14 protein-coding genes are annotated in these 16,572 nt (G+C 59.8%); 10 read left to right on the top strand and 4 right to left on the bottom strand.

What is annotated here, in order from left to right; translation table 11 throughout:
• The 8 genes from Q8X51_RS08955 (at position 1) to pbpC (ending at position 12,677) form a co-directional block, all read left to right on the top strand.
• Positions 1-1,299, top strand: coding sequence for a phosphatase PAP2/dual specificity phosphatase family protein (locus Q8X51_RS08955; RefSeq protein ID WP_074848026.1), 1,299 nt, complete (start codon positions 1-3; stop codon positions 1,297-1,299).
• On the top strand, positions 1,289-1,732 hold the full coding sequence (locus tag Q8X51_RS08950) for a hypothetical protein (protein ID WP_137211743.1): 444 nt from the start codon (positions 1,289-1,291) through the stop codon (positions 1,730-1,732). Before Q8X51_RS08955 ends, Q8X51_RS08950 begins: the two co-directional genes overlap by 11 nt.
• Positions 1,733-1,741: 9 nt before the next feature.
• The gene (locus Q8X51_RS08945) at positions 1,742-2,362 is read left to right on the top strand and encodes a lysophospholipid acyltransferase family protein (protein WP_027608186.1); all 621 of its coding nucleotides are present in this window, start codon (positions 1,742-1,744) and stop codon (positions 2,360-2,362) included.
• Between the two features lies 1 nt (position 2,363).
• Entirely contained in the window at positions 2,364-3,296 is a 933-nt protein-coding gene (locus Q8X51_RS08940; RefSeq protein ID WP_032885177.1) for a phosphatidate cytidylyltransferase, read from the top strand.
• 161 nt (positions 3,297-3,457) lie between these two features.
• A complete protein-coding gene (locus Q8X51_RS08935) occupies positions 3,458-3,922 on the top strand; it encodes a helix-turn-helix domain-containing protein (RefSeq protein ID WP_065926795.1) in 465 nt (154 codons plus the stop codon).
• Entirely contained in the window at positions 3,913-4,500 is a 588-nt protein-coding gene (locus Q8X51_RS08930) for a mobile mystery protein B (RefSeq protein ID WP_407693740.1), read from the top strand. The genes Q8X51_RS08935 and Q8X51_RS08930 overlap by 10 nt, the downstream gene beginning before the upstream one ends.
• Before the next feature lie 94 nt (positions 4,501-4,594).
• Positions 4,595-10,399 (top strand): alpha-2-macroglobulin, encoded by a 5,805-nt coding sequence (locus tag Q8X51_RS08925; protein WP_407693741.1) that lies wholly within the window; start codon positions 4,595-4,597, stop codon positions 10,397-10,399.
• Positions 10,380-12,677, top strand: a complete 2,298-nt coding sequence (gene pbpC, locus Q8X51_RS08920; protein WP_407693742.1) for a penicillin-binding protein 1C — start codon at positions 10,380-10,382, stop codon at positions 12,675-12,677. Before Q8X51_RS08925 ends, pbpC begins: the two co-directional genes overlap by 20 nt.
• A 22-nt stretch (positions 12,678-12,699) precedes the next feature.
• On the opposite strand, the gene Q8X51_RS08915 is transcribed toward pbpC, so the two are convergent.
• The 3 genes from Q8X51_RS08915 to tnpB all read right to left on the bottom strand — a co-directional run bounded on the left by Q8X51_RS08915 (position 12,700) and on the right by tnpB (position 14,405).
• Positions 12,700-13,152, bottom strand: coding sequence for a hypothetical protein (locus Q8X51_RS08915; protein WP_407693743.1), 453 nt, complete (start codon positions 13,150-13,152; stop codon positions 12,700-12,702).
• A 131-nt stretch (positions 13,153-13,283) separates the two neighbouring features.
• Positions 13,284-13,646: a hypothetical protein gene (locus Q8X51_RS08910; RefSeq protein ID WP_407693744.1), complete on the bottom strand. Its 363-nt coding sequence runs from the start codon at positions 13,644-13,646 to the stop codon at positions 13,284-13,286.
• Between the two features lie 471 nt (positions 13,647-14,117).
• Complete coding sequence (gene tnpB / locus Q8X51_RS08905; RefSeq protein ID WP_407693745.1) at positions 14,118-14,405, bottom strand: IS66 family insertion sequence element accessory protein TnpB; 288 nt, start codon at positions 14,403-14,405, stop codon at positions 14,118-14,120.
• On the opposite strand from tnpB, the gene Q8X51_RS08900 reads away from it, so the two are divergent.
• A complete protein-coding gene (locus Q8X51_RS08900; RefSeq protein ID WP_407693746.1) occupies positions 14,404-14,844 on the top strand; it encodes a single-stranded DNA-binding protein in 441 nt (146 codons plus the stop codon). The two genes, tnpB and Q8X51_RS08900, sit on opposite strands and share 2 nt — an antisense overlap.
• Positions 14,845-14,947: 103 nt before the next feature.
• Here the strand turns inward: Q8X51_RS08900 and Q8X51_RS08895 are convergent, their stop codons facing one another.
• Positions 14,948-15,751, bottom strand: coding sequence for a hypothetical protein (locus Q8X51_RS08895; protein WP_407693747.1), 804 nt, complete (start codon positions 15,749-15,751; stop codon positions 14,948-14,950).
• 150 nt (positions 15,752-15,901) lie between these two features.
• Between Q8X51_RS08895 and Q8X51_RS08890 the strand changes: the two genes are divergently transcribed.
• Entirely contained in the window at positions 15,902-16,144 is a 243-nt protein-coding gene (locus tag Q8X51_RS08890; RefSeq protein WP_407693789.1) for a hypothetical protein, read from the top strand.
• The last annotated feature ends 428 nt before the right edge of the window (positions 16,145-16,572 follow it).

The raw sequence follows: 16,572 nt of genomic DNA, 5'->3' as shown, positions 1-16,572 counted from the left end.
ATGCGCGAACCCGGTCTATTGAAACCAGCGGTGCTGTGGCTGCTGCTGTTGGCGCCGCTGTTTTTCAGCACCTACGGCTTCGCCACCTGGGTCACCAGCCAGCGCAGCGATGTCGGCACCCTGGTGTTCGGCTGGGAAACCCATATGCCGTTCTGGGCCTGGACCATCGTGCCCTATTGGTCCATCGACCTGCTTTACGGTTTCTCCCTGCTGCTGCCCAACAGCCGCCATGAGCTGAAGCAACACGCGCTGCGCCTGCTGAGCGCGCAGGTCATCGCCGTGAGTTGCTTCCTGATCTGGCCGCTGCGCTTCACCTTCGAGCGGCCGGAGCTGGATGGTGTGTTCGGCTGGCTGTTTGCCGTGCTGGCGGGTTTCGACAAACCGTTCAACCAGGCGCCCTCGCTGCATATCGCGCTGCTGGTGATCCTGTGGGTCATGTATCAGCGCCACACCCAAGGGTTATGGCGCTGGCTGGTGCATGGCTGGTTCGCCTTGATCGGTATTTCGGTGCTGACCACTTATCAACATCACTTTATCGACTTACCCACAGGCGCCCTCGCCGGCTGGATATGCGTGTGGCTGTGGCCGGTGGAACACCCCAGCCCCTTGCTGAATGCACGGCTGACCCGGGATTCGAAGCGCTGGCGCGTGGGCCTGCGCTACGGCCTGGGAGCCTTGGCACTGGCGATTCTGGCGTTTTCCCTGGGCGGCGGCTGGTTATGGCTGCTCTGGCCGGCGGTGTCCCTGGGCTTGATCAAGGCGAATTACCTGGTGCTCGGCGCGTCGGGCTTTCAGAAACGCAGCGATGGCCGGCTCACACCCGCGGCGCGCTGGCTGTATGCCCCCTACCTGGCCGGTGCGTGGATAAATTCGCGCCTGTGGACACGCAAACATCCACAGCCGGACCTGATTGTGGATAACGTGTGGCTTGGTCGGATTCCCAGTGCGAAAGAGCAGAATTCATTCAGCGCCATCGTCGACCTCTGTGCCGAATTGCCGATTAATCCACAGGGCCGCGCGTATCAAAGCATCCCGGTGCTGGACCTGATCGCCCCGACACCCGCCGACTGCCAGCAAGCCGCCGAGGCCATCGAGCGCCTGCGTGCAAGCGGCCCGGTGCTGGTGTGCTGCGCCCTTGGCTACTCACGCAGCGCCACCGCCATCGCCGCCTGGCTGCTGCACAGTGGGCGCGCTGCCACGGTGGACCAAGCGCTGGCTATTATTCGTACAGCGCGGGCCCATGTGGTCCTGCATCCCGCTCATCGTCAAGCGTTGGAGGGTTTGCCTCATGCCCGCTGATATGGAACTCCAGGTGGTCGCCAGCCTGCTGCGCCGTGGCCGTTCACTGGATCAGTTATCCACAGGCCTGACCGTGGCCGGGGTGTTATTCGGCCTGGCCCAGTTGCTGATGGCGAGTGTTTCAAGCATCTGCCTGCTGCTCAGCCTGTGGATGATTATCCTGGGGCTGCTGCAAAAGTACTGGGCGCTGCGGGTGGCCTTTGATGCCGACCTGTTCGCCCTGCTGGCCCGCGACATAGAGCGCACGGCGGACCTCGATCAAGCCCTGCAAACCCTTGGCCTGCAATCGCCCAAGCGGGCCGGCCGGCCCTGGGACGAGCGCCGTCGCGGCGCCCTCAAATTGCTGCGCAAACAAGCCTGGCTGCTGGGCGCGCAAGCGCTGCTGACCCTCGCCGTGATCCTCGCCAGCCCCTGGCTGCCTTTCGCCGCATAAGGAATCCCCATGTTCGAACCCGTGGTCGCCACGCTGATTACCTCCATGGCCCGCACCGTCACCGGCGCCCGCAGCCTGTGGCTGGGTTGCGCGCCAGTGCCGGTGCAACGTATCTATTTCGCCAACCACAGCAGCCACGGCGACTTCGTACTGCTGTGGGCCTCGCTGCCGCAGAACCTGCGCAAATTCACGCGCCCGGTGGCCGGCAGCGATTACTGGAATAAAAGCGCCCTGCGACGCTACATCATCAACCGCGTGTTCAATGGCGTGCTGATCGACCGCGAGCGCAAGGACCCTGTGGATAACCCCCTGCAGCCAATGCTCGCCGCGCTGGAGGGCGGCGACTCGCTGATCATCTTTCCCGAGGGCACGCGCAACCTGGAGGACGGCTTGCTGCCGTTCAAAAGCGGCATCTACCATCTGGCCAAAAGTTACCCACAGGCCGAATTGATCCCGGTGTGGATCGCCAACCTCAACCGGGTCATGCCCAAGGGCCGCGTGCTGCCGTTGCCTTTGCTGTGCACCACCAGCTTCGGCGCTCCCTTGCAATTGGAAGAAGGCGAAGACAAAGCCGCGTTCCTTGCCCGAACCCGCGACGCCCTGCTCGCCCTCGCCCCGGAGCATTCCTGAGATGGATAGCCAAACCCTGATGTTATTCGGCGGCATCGGCGCGATACTGGTGCTCGCCTCGCTGATCGGCCTGATCCTCAAACTGCGCACCCGTGGCACCCCCAATGCCGTGATCGACAACCTCAACGCCCGCATCAACGCCTGGTGGGTGATGGTGGTGGTCATCGGTATCGCCTTCTGGCTCGGTACCGGTGCGGTGATCCTGCTGTTCTACGCGGTGTCGTTCTACGCCCTGCGCGAATTCCTCACCCTCACGCCGACCCGGCGCAGCGACTACCCGGCCCTGGTGGCCGCGTTCTACCTGGCATTGCCGTTGCAATACCTGCTGATCTACTCGGACTGGTACGGGTTGTTCTCGATCTTTATCCCGGTGTACGTGTTCCTGCTGCTGCCGATCCTCGCCTCTCTGGGCGGCGACACCACGCACTTCCTCGAACGCGCCTCCAAAGTGCAATGGGGGCTGATGATCGCAGTGTTCTGCGTGTCGTTCGTGCCCGCCCTGCTGACCCTCGACATCCCCGGCTACGAAGGCCGCAACCTGCTACTGATCGCCTACCTGGTGATCGTGGTGCAACTCTCGGACGTGCTGCAGTACGTGTGCGGCAAGCTGTTCGGCAAACACAAGATCGCGCCCAACCTGTCGCCATCCAAAACAGTGGAAGGCTTTGTCGGCGGGATTTTGCTGTCATCCCTGATCGGTGCGGCGCTGTGGTGGACCACGCCGTTCAACCCGTGGCAGTCGTTCCTGATCGCCTTGCTGATCAACCTGCTCGGCTTCGCTGGCGGCATCGTCATGTCGGCGATCAAGCGCGACCGGGGGGTGAAGGATTGGGGGCATATGATCGAAGGCCACGGCGGGATGCTGGATCGGCTGGATTCGGTGTGTTTTGCGGCGCCGATTTTCTTCCACCTCGTGCGCTACTGGTGGACCTGAACTTCTGAAAGCTAACAAATGGAATTGCTTTGTAAGCCTATAGGCAAACAGAATCCTGTATTTTGTTAGCTTATAGGCTTATTTTTTGTACTTACTGTATGCCTATAGGCTAATATTTATTTCAATATTGATAGCCTATAGGCTTACAAAGGTCTTTCATCATGGGTACTTCCAACCTCTACAAGCTGCGCCTTTCTCAGGTAGAACGCGCTATTGAACCCTTTAACACCGTTAAAGGCGCACCCGTTCCGCCAGGCGGATGGTTGCGGTCTATCAGAGAATCGTTGGGTCGCTCATTAAGAGCCCAGGCCGAAATGGCGGGCGTGTCTTCAGTGACGTTGACCAAGTCCGAGCGTTCCGAAGCTGAAGATCGGATATCGCTTGCACAGCTGAGAAAGCTAGCAGCAGCACTGGACTGTGAACTCGTGTACGGCCTGGTCCCCAAAAAGCCCCTGCATGAAGTCATCCGAGACCGAGCTGAACTCATGGCCAAGCAAGAAATCCTAGGCGTCGCACATTCCATGAGCCTCGAAGATCAACGTCCTTCTGATGCCTTCATCGAACGTCAGATTGATGAACGTCGCAAAGAATTGCTCGACGGTCCATGGACACGCCTATGGCAATAGAACTGGAACTTAAACCAGGTCAAACCCCGCTCGATCCGGACGAAGTCGCTGGGCTGAAACCGAGACACATCGCCACCCAAGGCGAATTGGATGAATGGGAGGCGCAAAACATCTTCAAAGCCTCGCGTTGGGTAGCTCGGCAAAAAAAGCTGGATGTGCTGAATGATCATTTCTGCCGCGAACTCCACGTGAAAATGTTCGACGACACTTGGAAGTGGGCCGGTACTTTCCGAAAATCAGATAAAAACATTGGCTGTGACTGGACACAGATTGCCGTCAACTTGCGTCAATTGCTCGACAACGTGGCTTACTGGCTGGAGCACAACATATTCCCGCCAGAAGAGATTGCCGTGCGCTTTCATCATCGACTTGTGTGGCTACACGCTTTCCCCAATGGCAACGGTAGACATGCTCGCCTCATGACCGATTGCCTGCTGAGGCAATGTGGTCTTGCTCCCTTCTCCTGGGGGCGCGGTAACCTGGTGATCGTGAACGAAGTTCGCCAACGCTACATCCAGGCGCTTCGCGCTGCCGACGCCAATGATTACGCGCTGCTGTTGGCATTCGTGCGCAGCTGACTCGGTAAACATCCCCGCCGTGCGGCGTATCGGTGTCATCTTTTGTATCAAAGACGCGTGTAAGATACGCCGCACTTAGCCAGGGATGCTCACCATGTTCGATTCGCTCAAAGCCATCAGCCGTCGTGTTGTCGGTGTGTTTCTGACTGTGGTGGGGGCCGTTTTCGGCCAATGGCATCCGCCGCTGTGGCTGCGCGCCATCGGCCGTGGCCTAGCGAACCTGGGTAACAAAGCCCGCGCTTATCCGCGCCAGGCCGGTGCCGGCGTATTGGGCCTGGTGCTGCTGGCGGCCGCTGGCTTCTACGGCTGGCACTGGTACTCCAACCTGCCGCAGCCCCATACCGTGGGCTATTCGCTGCACAAACCCAACCTGACGGACTACACCCAGCAACCGCCGGTTGTGGATAACTTGCAAGTGCGTTTTGCCGAATCGGTGGCCCCGCTGGCCGCCATTGGCAAGCCGGTCACCGAAGGCATCACCCTCAAACCCAATGTGGCCGGGAGCTGGCGTTGGTCCGACGACCGCACTCTGCTGTTCGTGCCGGAGAAAGACTGGCCCATCGAAGCGGGTTACACCCTTGATCTGGCCAGGAAAGGTTTGCTGGCCGATGGCGTACTGCTCAGTCAGTACAGCAGCCAGTTCTCCACCCAGCCGTTCCGCGCCACCCTGACACACAACGAGTTGTATCAAGACCCGTCGAACCCGACGATGAAACAACTGGTGGCGACCTTCCATTTTTCCCACCCGGTCGATGAAGACAGCCTGCGCAAGCGCGTTTCGGTCACCCTCGGCAAAGGCCTGGCCTACCGCGACGCCCAGTTGCCCAACCGCCCGGACATCAGCTTCGACGAGACCAGGCTGAACGCCTACGTGCGCTCCGCCGCCCTGGCCACACCGCTGGAAAGCACGCCGGTCAGCGCCAAGCTGGATGAAGGCATCAAGGCCCGCGACGGCGGCAACGCCAGCACCGCGCCGCTGGTGGCGGAAGTCACCGTGCCCGGCCGCTATCGCCTGACCTTTACCGGCGCCGAAGTGAGCTTTGTGGATAACGAACGCGGCGAGCCTGAGCCGGTGTTGATGTTCAGCAGCTCCAGTGCCGTGGCCGATGAGACCATTGCCGGTAAGGTCCAGGCCTGGCTGTTGCCGGAAAAGGCCCAGGACGACACCCGTCCCTATAACAGCAACGACATCGACGACGCCCTGCTGGCCCGCAGTACCAAGGTCACGCTGACCCACGTGCCCAGCGTCGAACCACTGAATACCCTGCATGCCTTCAAGTTCAAGGCCCCGGCCGGCCGTGCGCTGTATGTGCGCGTGCCCGCCAACCTGGAAGCCATCGGTGGCTACCTGGCGAAAAACCCTACGGCCTCGCTGATCAGCATGCCGGCTTATCCGCGCACCTTGCAGTTCCTCTCCGACGGCGCGTTGCTCAGCCTCAATGGCGAAAAACGCCTGGGTTTCATGGCCCGTGGTGTACCTGGCGCCCATGTGGAAATCGCGCGCTTGCTGCCCAACCAATTGCAGCACCTGGTGGACCAGAGCAGCGGCAGCTTTGCCCGGCCCAATTTCGGCAACGAGTACTTCGACCGCATGGTTGAACGCCAGTCCCTGGATATTGCGCTGTCGTCCTCGGACCCGGCGAAAACCGTCTATGACAACGTCGATCTGAGCCACTACCTCACCGCCAACGGAGGCCGTCGCGGCATTTTCGTGCTCAAGCTCAGCCCTCAGGATGAGCCGGCCGAGCGCACGTTCGACTATTCGCGCAGCACCACCTCTGACCTGCGCTTTATCGTGGTCACCGACCTCGGCATCATCGCCAAGCGCTCCAGCGATGGCAGCCATGACGTGTATGTGCAATCCATCGGCAACGGTTCGCCGGTGTCCGACGCCCAGGTCGACATCATTGGCCGCAACGGTCTGCCCGTGAGCAGCGGCCACACCGACGGCGAAGGCCACGTGCATTTCGCCAAGCTGGATGAACTGCGCCGTGAGAAAACGCCGCTGATGTATGTGGTCACTCGCGGCAACGACCAGTCGTTCCTGCCGATCGCCCGTCAGTCCCAGCAGCTGGATTTGTCGCGCTTCGACGTAGGCGGTTTGGAAGAAGACGGCGCGATTGATCGCCTCAGCGCCTACCTGTTCACCGACCGTGGCCTCTACCGCCCTGGCGAGACCGCGCACCTGGGCATGATCGTGCGCAGCGGCAACTGGAAAGGTGCCCTGCAAGGCCTGCCCGTGGAGCTGCAGATCACCGACCCGCGCGGCCTTGAAGTGATTCGCCAGCCGCTGAAGCTGTCCGCCAGCGGTTTTGAAACCTTTGATTTCCCCAGCAGCGAAGTCGCCCCCGCCGGTGACTACACCGCGACCTTGCAGTTGATTGGCCAGAAACAGACCCGCACCGACCTCGGCAGTGTCAGCTTCAAGGTCCGCGATTTCGAACCGGACCGCATGAAGGTCAGCCTGAGCCTGCACGACACCCCGGTACAGGGCTGGATTCCATCGGACCAGGTGGTGGCCAAGGTCACCGCGATGCACCTGTTCGGCGCCCCGGCGGCCGGCCGTCGCGTCACTGCGAAGATGTCCCTGAGCCCGACGCTCGCGGCATTCGAGCGTTACCCCGACTACCGTTTCCGCCTCAACGATTCCCTGGAAGAGGCCAGCACCGAAGACCTGGCCGAAACCACCGTCGACGACAACGGCCAGGCCGTACTCGACCTCAACCTGCAACGCTTCGCCAACAGCACCTATCGCTTGCAGGTGATGACCCAGGTCTTCGAGGCCGAAGGGGGCCGTAACGTGGCGGCGCAAAGTGCCTTGCTGGTGTCGTCCGCGCCCTACCTTGTGGGTGTGAAAAGTCAGGACTCGCTGTCGTACGTCGCCAAGGACGCCCCGCGCCAGGTGCAATGGCTGGCCGTCGCGCCAGACCTCACCCCGCTGGCGGTGGATGGCCTGACCAGCGAAGTGGTCGAGCACCGCTACGTGTCGGTACTGGTGAAACAGTCCAACGGCACCTACAAGTACGAGTCGCGCATCAAGAACATCAGCCAACCGGCCTCTCCGCTGGTGATGACCAAGGACGGCGCCAGGCAGGCCCTGAACACCGCCACCCCTGGCGATTTCACCCTGCAAGTGAAGGACGCCAACGGCAACCTGCTCAACCAGATCGACTACAGCGTGGCCGGACGCGGCAACACCTCGCGCTCCCTGGAGCGCAATGCCGAGCTGCAACTGCGCCTGGATAAACGCAGCTACGCCACCGGCGATGAGATCGCGATCAGCATCCGCGCGCCTTACACCGGTGCGGGGCTGATCACCATCGAGCGGGACAAGGTCTACACCCAGCAGTGGTTCAAGGCCGACAGTACCAACAGCGTGCAACATATCCGCGTGCCTGCGGGGCTTGAGGGCAATGCCTACGTCAACGTGCAGTTTGTGCGCGACATCGGCTCGTCCGAGGTCTACATGAGCCCGCTGTCCTACGGGGTGGTGCCGTTCAGCATCAACCTGGATGCGCGGCGCATGGCGTTGAAGGTCGAGGGCCCGGCGAAAATAGAGCCGGGACAGACCCTCGACATCAAGGTCAACGCCGACCGCCCCGGCCGTGCTGTGGTGTATGCAGTGGACGAAGGCATCTTGCAGGTAGCGCGCTACCAGACGCCGGACCCGCTGGGTTTCTTCTTCCAGAAACGTGCGCTGGAAGTCGGCACCAGTCAGATCCTTGACCTGATCCTGCCGGAATTCAGCCGCCTGCTCAGTGGGGCGGCGCCCGGTGGCGATACGGAAGGCGCCCTGGCTAATCACCTCAACCCGTTCAAGCGTAAACATCAGCCGCCAGTGGCCTGGTGGTCCGGGCTGGTGGACTTGCCCGCCGGTGAAACCGTGCTGCATTACCAGGTGCCGGACAGCTTCAACGGCAAGCTGCACCTGTTCGCGGTGGCTGTGGACGCCGACAGCGTGGGCGTCAGCGAGGCCAATACCGAGGTCCGTGGCCCGATCGTCATCACGCCGAACGTGCCAGCCTTCGTGGCGCCGGGTGATGTGTTCAACGTCAGCGCCGGGGTATTCAGCAACCTCGAGGCTGCGGCGGACGTGAAGTTTGAAGTGCAGACCAGCGACGGCCTGGTGGTGCAGGGCGACAAAGCCAGCACCTTGTCCCTGCAACCGCGCAAGGAGGGCACCGCCGAGTTCAAGATCAAGGTCGGCGAAACCCTCGGTTCGGCGGATTTGCGCTTTGTCGCCGTGTTGCCGGATGGCAAGCGGATCCAGGTGGCGGAAACCACTTCGATTCGCCCTCTGAGCGAGCATCGCGTGGCCCTGAGCCTGGGTCGTTTCGACAGCGCCAGCAAAGAGCTCAAGCCCACCCGCGAACTGTTCAGCCAGTTGCGCGATGTGCAACTGGGTGTGGCGGCCTCGCCGCTGGTATGGGCCAACGGCCTCAAGCATTACCTGGATGACTACGGCTATGCCTGCACCGAGCAACTGGTGTCCAAGGCCATGCCGGCGTTGATCTGGGGCGGTACCGCACCCGAGGCAGAACAGGCCTTCAGCAGCGCGGTGCGCATGTTGCGCCAGCGCCAGAACCAGGCAGGCGGTTTCGGTTTGTGGGCCGCCAACCCGGACGTAGCGCCCTACGCCAGCCTATATGCCACCGATTTCCTGATCGAAGCCAAGGAACGCGGGCTACCGGTGCCGGAAGACCTGCTGGTGCGCGCCAACAGCTATCTGACGGACCTGGCCAACGGCCCGAGCGAAGGCCTGTCTGAATTGCGCAACCGCGCCTACGCCAGTTACTTGTTGAGTCGTCAGGGGATTCTGGTGAGCGGCGCCTTGAGCGATATCCGCGAACGCTACGAAAGCTACTTCAAGGACAGCTGGCAGAACGACCTGGGCGCCGCCTACTTGGCGGCCAGCTACAAACTGCTCAAGCAGGATCGCCAGGCCGACACCGTGTTCCGCAAGATCCCTTGGCGTTCGCTTGTGGATAAGTGGGACAGCGACGGCCTGTATTACGACCCGCTGGTCCACGATGCCGAGCACCTGCATCTGCTCGCTCGCCATTTCCCCGAGTTGCTGGACAATGTTCCTACCGCCCTGCTGGATAAACTCGGCAAGCGCCTCAACGAACAGCGCTACAACTCGCTGTCGGCGGCGCTGTTACTGCGGGCCTTGGACAACTACGGCCAGCGCGCGCAAAGCGATATGACCCTCAAGGCCACCGCCTGGCTGGGCGACAAGCAGCAACAATTGCTGGAAATGGCCGGCCAGCCACCCCGCGCGGCGGTACCGGGCGCCACGCAAAAACTGCTGATGGAAAAATCCGACGGCCCGGCGGCGTTCTACATGCTCAGCGAAGCCGGTTTCGATAAGGGTGCCAAGCTCAAGCCGATCAACAACGGGCTGGAGATCATCCACGAATACCTCGACCTCAAAGGCGAGCCGGTGAGCACAGTGGCGGTGGGCGATGAGTTCCTGGTGCGCTTGCGCCTGCGTGCCACCGACCGTGACCAGGTGCAGCAAGTGGCGGTGGTCGACCTGCTGCCCGGTGGCGTCGAGCCTGTGTATAACTTGCCGCCGGAGCCGGAAGCCGCCAGCAGCGAGGAAAGTGAAGGCGAAGCGTCCGAATACGTAGAAGAAAGCGAACAAGAAGCCGATGCCTGGCAAGCGCCCATCGGCGAAACCGAGCTGAGCAACTGGCAGCCGGACTATGTGGATGTGCGTGATGATCGGGTGGTGTTGTACGGCACGGCACTGCGCGACGTAGGCACCTTCGTCTATCGCGTGCGCGCCACCAACGCCGGCACGTTCAATACGCCACCGGCCTACGCCGAAGGCATGTACGAACCCACCCTGCAAGGGCGCGGCAAAGTAGGCCAGCTTGAAATTACCAAGCCTTAAACGCCTGGCGCCGCTGCTGGCAGCGGCGCTGGTGCTGGCGGGGCTGCGGCTGTGGCCCCACGCTCCGCTGGAACAGGCTGTTACGTCGTCACGGGTGGTGCTGGCCGATGACGGTTCGCTGCTGCGCATGACCCTGGCGGATGACGGCCAATACCGCTTATGGCTGCCGCTGGAGCGCATCTCGCCGTCACTGGTGGAGGCCTTGCTGCTCAAGGAAGACCGCAATTTCCATTGGCACCCGGGGATCAATCCCCCGGCGTTGCTGCGCGCGGCCCTGGCCACCTACAGCGGCGGCCAACGCCAGGGCGGCTCGACCTTGAGCATGCAACTGGCACGGCGCCTGTGGGATCTCAACACCCGCCAGGTACCCGGCAAATTGCAGCAGATGGCGTTGGCCTTGTGGCTGGAAGCGCGCTACAGCAAGCACGACATCCTCGAGGCGTACCTGAACCTGGCGCCCATGGGCGGCAATATCGAAGGCGCCGAAGCGGCCAGTCGCATCTACTTCGGCAAGGCGGCAGCGCAGTTGTCGTTGTCCGAAGCCTTGGCGCTGGCGGTGATTCCCCAGCAGCCGGGGCGGCGCGCGCGCTTCGGACCGTCGCTGCAAAATGCGCGACTGCGCTTGATGAATGACTGGCGCGAAACGTATCCACAAGACCCGCGTAACGCCAGTTTGCTCGAGCTGCCCCTGGAAGCCCGCAACCGCCAGCAGATCCCGTTTCTGGCGCCGCATCTGAGCGAGCAGCTGTTGGCCTCCCAGCCCGGCAACGAACTCAACAGCACCCTCAACCTGCCCCTGCAGCAACTGCTCGAACGCCTGATCAGCGGCTTTATAGCCGAGCGGCGCAGCACCGGTGTGGAAAATGCCACGGCCATCCTGATCGACAGCCGCGACCAAAGCGTCAAGGCGCTGGTGGGCTCGGCGGATTACTTATCCACAGGCATCCACGGCCAGGTCAACGGCGTATTGTCACGCCGTTCTCCAGGGTCGACCCTCAAGCCGTTTCTCTACGGGCTGGCGCTGGATCAAGGGGTGATCCACCCCATGAGTATCCTCAAGGATTTGCCCAGTAACTTCGGCTACTTCCAGCCGGAAAATTTCGACGGCAGTTTTGTCGGGCCTCTGACCGCACGGGATGCATTGATCCGTAGCCGCAATATCCCGGCGGTGTGGTTGGCCAGCCAGGTGAAGTCGCCGTCGTTGTATGGTTTGTTGCAACGCGCGGGGATCAAGGGCCTGCGCGGTGAAAGCCATTACGGCCTGGCCCTGGCCCTCGGTGGCGGTGAGATGACACCCGAGGAACTGGCGCGGCTGTACGTGATGCTGGCGGGCGACGGCCATCTGCGGCCGTTGCGCTATCTGCAGGAGCAGCCCCAGGCCACCGGCCCGCAACTCCTCACCCCGCAGGCGGCCTTCATGGTGCGCGACATGCTGCGCCGCAACCCGCGACCGGATGGCCTGCCCGCGCGGCACTGGCGCACCGCCTGGAAAACCGGCACGTCCTGGGGGTTCCATGATGCGTGGAGCGCGGGCCTGGTCGGCCCTTACGTGCTGGTGGTGTGGGTGGGCAACTTCGATGGTCGCCCCAACCCGGCGTTTATCGGTGCCAAGACCGCCGCGCCGCTGTTCTTCCGTATCGCCGACGCCCTGCCCCTGGCCTTGCCCAACGTCGTGATCAAGGCCGACAAACCACCCGCCGGCCTGGTGCGCATCGACGTCTGCGCCGCCTCGGGCGAGTTGCCCAACCGCTGGTGCCCGCAAACCCGCAAGACCTGGTACATCCCCGGTGTTTCACCGATTCGCGTGTCCAACCTGCACCGCCCGGTACTGATCGACACCCGTACCGGCAAAGCCGCGTGCCCGCCGTTCGAGGCGCAATACACCCGCGAGGAAGTCTTCGAATTCTGGCCCAGCGACATACAACGCCTGTACCGCGCCGCCGGCCTGCCCCGCCGCACGCCACCCAACGTGCTGAAAAACTGCCAGCCCAGCCGCATCAGCGACCAGAGCGAAGCCCCGCAGATCCGTTCGCCGCTGACTCAAGTGAGTTATCAGTTGCGCCTGTCCGCCCCCCAGGAAAGCATCCCGCTGAACGCGAATGCGGCCAGCGATGCGGCGACGCTGTACTGGTTTGCTGATCAAACCTTGATCGGGCAGGGCCCGCCGCAAGCCACATTGAACTGGCGGCCGGGCAAGTCGGGGGAGTATCGGCTGCGGGTCAGTGATGATCAGGGACGCAGTGCGAGTCGGGGGTTGAGGGTGGAGTTTGTACCGTGATAAGCCGCCTCTGACCCCTGGCTCAGTAAAAGCGCCGATGAAGATCAGGGAATATCATCTGCGCGAACCATACGGGTAGGCCGGGAAAAATCGAGCGTGACTTGGCAGACGGCGCAAAGAACACGCTCCAAGGCGCGTCAATTGATTTCGGCCGACGTACTGTTCGCTCCAGTAACGCCTGAACGCCGATATGACTTTCGGCCAGCTCACGCAGTTCTCTGGAGTCACGCCTGGATACTCGTGTAGATAACGTAGCAGGCTCGGTGAATTGGCCTTCAATCAGGTTGCTGTAGTAACTATTGGTGATCCGCATCAGGCCGCCGATGCGAATAGCGCTGTTTTCGGGGAGCAAACCCGTGAGTTTTCCGGCACGAAACGATAGCGTCTCTGCCGTACGTAAAATCGACGCAGGAAAACCTGGCGATGGCCAGACAGGTTCCAACCAGTGATTCCCGGACATGAACTTCTGCGTCATTTTCCTCACCATTTTTCCGATTTTTTTCGAATCTGTTTTCCTTTAAGGTCCAAGAGTAGCGGGATAAATCCAAGGTTTTATACAACTATCTGCTAAACATTTTTCTGATTTTTTTTCTGATTCTTTTTGACCTATACAACCCGCTCCACGTAGTTCGACTCCCCACCTCCCGTCGCCCCCGACAACCAACCCCACACGAAACTCAGCGTAGTACGCCCGGCAGCATCGACACCGATGATGCCCCGCGACCAGCCGGCCAGCAGCTCTCCTTCCTCCGTCAAGCACTGATACAGCAGCTCGATAGAGTCTGGGCCTGTGACGCGGCCGACCTGCGTACCCAGGCGAATTCGGCCGCCTTGGTAGGTACCAGAAATCGCATCGCCTTCGACCAGATAATGAAACACCGTACCCGCGCCGGACAGCCCGTGGGTGTTATTGGCGACGGTGAATCGGCGGTTGTGCAAACGCTCGTGGATTTGCGAGGGGGTGTTCATCGAAGGCGCGTCCTTTCGCGGGTACCTGGAGACCCGGGCGGTGTGTATCGATAATAAAGGTTGTCACAGGCCCCATTGAGTTTAGAGGGTTGCAGCGAAGATCTCGACAAGCCTCAACGAAATAAAGGCTGTCACAAATGGAGCAAAACCCAAAAATCGATCTCGTTTTTAAATAATAAAGATTGTCACAGGCTGAAGGAGCGGATCCGATGGGCCACGCTGCGCGTGCTGCGGGCATCGCCCTCAGGTAACCAGGACGAATAGCGACGCATACCGGTACCCCCGGCAGGGGGCGGGACGGCGTTATGGCGAGAGCGCTAGGGAGGATGGACTACTTTATTGGATCACCAATCCAAAGCCTTAAGCGGCCCGCGGCCCTGCTATCACTTCCTACCGGTCCTGCTGCCAACCATTACCAAAAGCCAATCACCATCCCATTCACTGTACCTCGGCCCGCTGCTGGTCGGCAGATCAGAGTCCTTCTATCCTGGTGTCGCTTGGACGGTGCAGCGCCCACCTCCCACCAGGCTTTTTAATTGTGAGCGTCCTAGTGAGCCAAAGGCAGAAGCCGTTGCGCTCCCAGTACAAGATCTTTACCCGGTTGCGGGACTTGTTGAGGAAAACGAAAAGCACTGGATCAAAGACGGCGACCTTGATGTCCAGTTCGACCAAGGCCGACAGACCATCGATAGATTTTCGGAAGTCGACGGGCTTTGGGTACAGATACACTTTTTCGACTTTGGCATCGGGTCGCATCATGGCGAGCTGGCTCCTGAGGGAATCGGGAGCACAGCATCCGGGATCAGTTAAGCGCTTTGAATGTGGGGTTTATGGAGCGCTTACCGACAACCCGGTACCAGTAGGCGATGAAATCATCGACCGAGGCGGCTTCTGGCGAGACATCGAATGGTGGCATCGAGACGCCGAACATCTGGCCAGCTTGTTCCAGGTCGGCATGCGCGTCCTGGTGCGCGGAAACGAGATTCTCGACACGTGGGACGACTGCCAGAAGTCGGCGCTCAAGATCCAGGCCAGCCGAATCGCCATCTTGCCGGTGCGCTTGTCGTCGGTGACGATGAAGCCGAAGGAACATGAAGCGAAAAGCGAGGGGGCGGCGGACAAGGATCAACAAGAGCCTCCGGCAGAAGCTCCCATGGAGCAGGATCAAGGTAAGCGCGGTAACGCAAAAAAACACTGAGTTTGTGTGAAAGCACTGAGTCCACAGCAAGAGCTTCCTACTACGGGATGTAAATATGTCGTGAGCGATCACTCCTAACGGAGTGATCGTGACTGATTAGACATCAACATGCCTTGTGCTTGCTCTTTCGCGTTTTACGAATCTTTGCTGCGTTCTGCGACTTCAACGTTGTTATGTGCCGATTAAACGCCTCCAGTTGCTCCACAGATTTCTCATATACCTGATGTTTAGACTTGACTATCACATTAAAAAAATAGAGCTGAAACGGTGACGCTAGAAAACGTCCTCTACTAAGACAATGCAGTGTGTAGTGGCTGAGCAAAAAGAAGCTGAGCCCACTAAAAACTATAGTAATCTGAAGAAACAACGCCTGGTCGACATCAAGCTCATTGGAGGAATTTCTTACCAACAACCAAGTAGTGACACCGATATAACTTAGAACCACACCAGCCATAACAAACATCCTCCGTTTACGAACTGGTCTCCCTACAACTTTCATTCTTGTGCATTGCACTAGGGTATAAAGAGCATTTATAAGAAACGGCACACCCACAAAAGCGATGTCGACTCCAGAAAAGCCGTAGTCTGCCGAATCGAGCCAGTAGATTCCAGCAAGCAATAGTGCCGTCAGTCCTGCGACGACAAAATCTTTCTGTAACGGCTTGGCATAGTCAAAGAAGTGCTGCCCATGACGTCCCCTACGAGAGTGAATGTAGTCGATAAGCAAGACATAGCTTAGGGGCCAGAATACTGCTGAAGCGCCCAACACATAAGTCACCTTGAGCAACTCGAAGTAAGAATACAGATCTCCAGATACAGAAAAGGGATTAAATCTTAGCGCGTAAATTCCCCAAACGACCCCAACAACCATGAGCGACCAGAATATAAAACGGTGTAGATACTTCATAAACCACCTAGTAAAAAAAGTTCCCGATACTAGTACTCTCGGACGCCAGAGGCAATACATATGAGGGCTGAAATTTTAGTCCAGCTAAATCGGCGATGATTACAGACGAAATCTTATGTCGATATCTCCCCAAAGCTGCAAAAGAGCTACATGTTGAAGCTTCCTAACAAGCACCTGATTGTTTTCATTTGGATAGCAGACCTCAACATGGCAATTCTCGTGATTGTCGAATCCTCCGAAAAAGCAAAGAAAATCGGCCAGATACTCGGCCCGCAGTACTGGGTCAGAGCCAGTATCGGCCATATCCGCGACCTGCCCCCCAAAGATCTGGGCGTCGATTTGCAGACCTTCCAGCCCACCTACGCCACGATGGCTGAAGACCATTCCGGTTGATATGGTCCATGGCGTCTCCGACACCAAGGCTCATGAAATACTGGGGCAGTCGGTTATCTACGCGGCTTTTGAGGCGTTGGGGGCGGCGGTTGGAGGGTTGGCTAACAGAGACTGGGGCAGGAGGGAACTGCTTTGGTTGCAGGGTAATCAACGCGGGCGCTCCCAGAGGGCGCCGCGGCTTTCTAGCTTGGCTCGGGTAAAAACAGTAGTAACATATGCGAGAGCAGTCCACATCAGCCTTACAACATGCCATTCCAACACTCTAAAAAAACATTAATATCATACAGTTAGATCTATACTGAACTTAGGTAACATTATTGTAACCCGAACAAAAAAACGACGTATGTGCCATGAGCTTTGTGTAATGGCATTCGACGGCTTGCTTTTTCAAGCCACTCGACACTTTGTAACGCACTTTTTGAGGAGTT

Source organism: Pseudomonas sp. Yb2C2 (assembly GCF_052112325.1).
Classification (GTDB): Bacteria; Pseudomonadota; Gammaproteobacteria; order Pseudomonadales; family Pseudomonadaceae; genus Aquipseudomonas; species Aquipseudomonas marginalis.
Note: the sequence above shows the minus strand (reverse complement) of the source record. Positions and strands in the feature narration are given on the sequence as shown.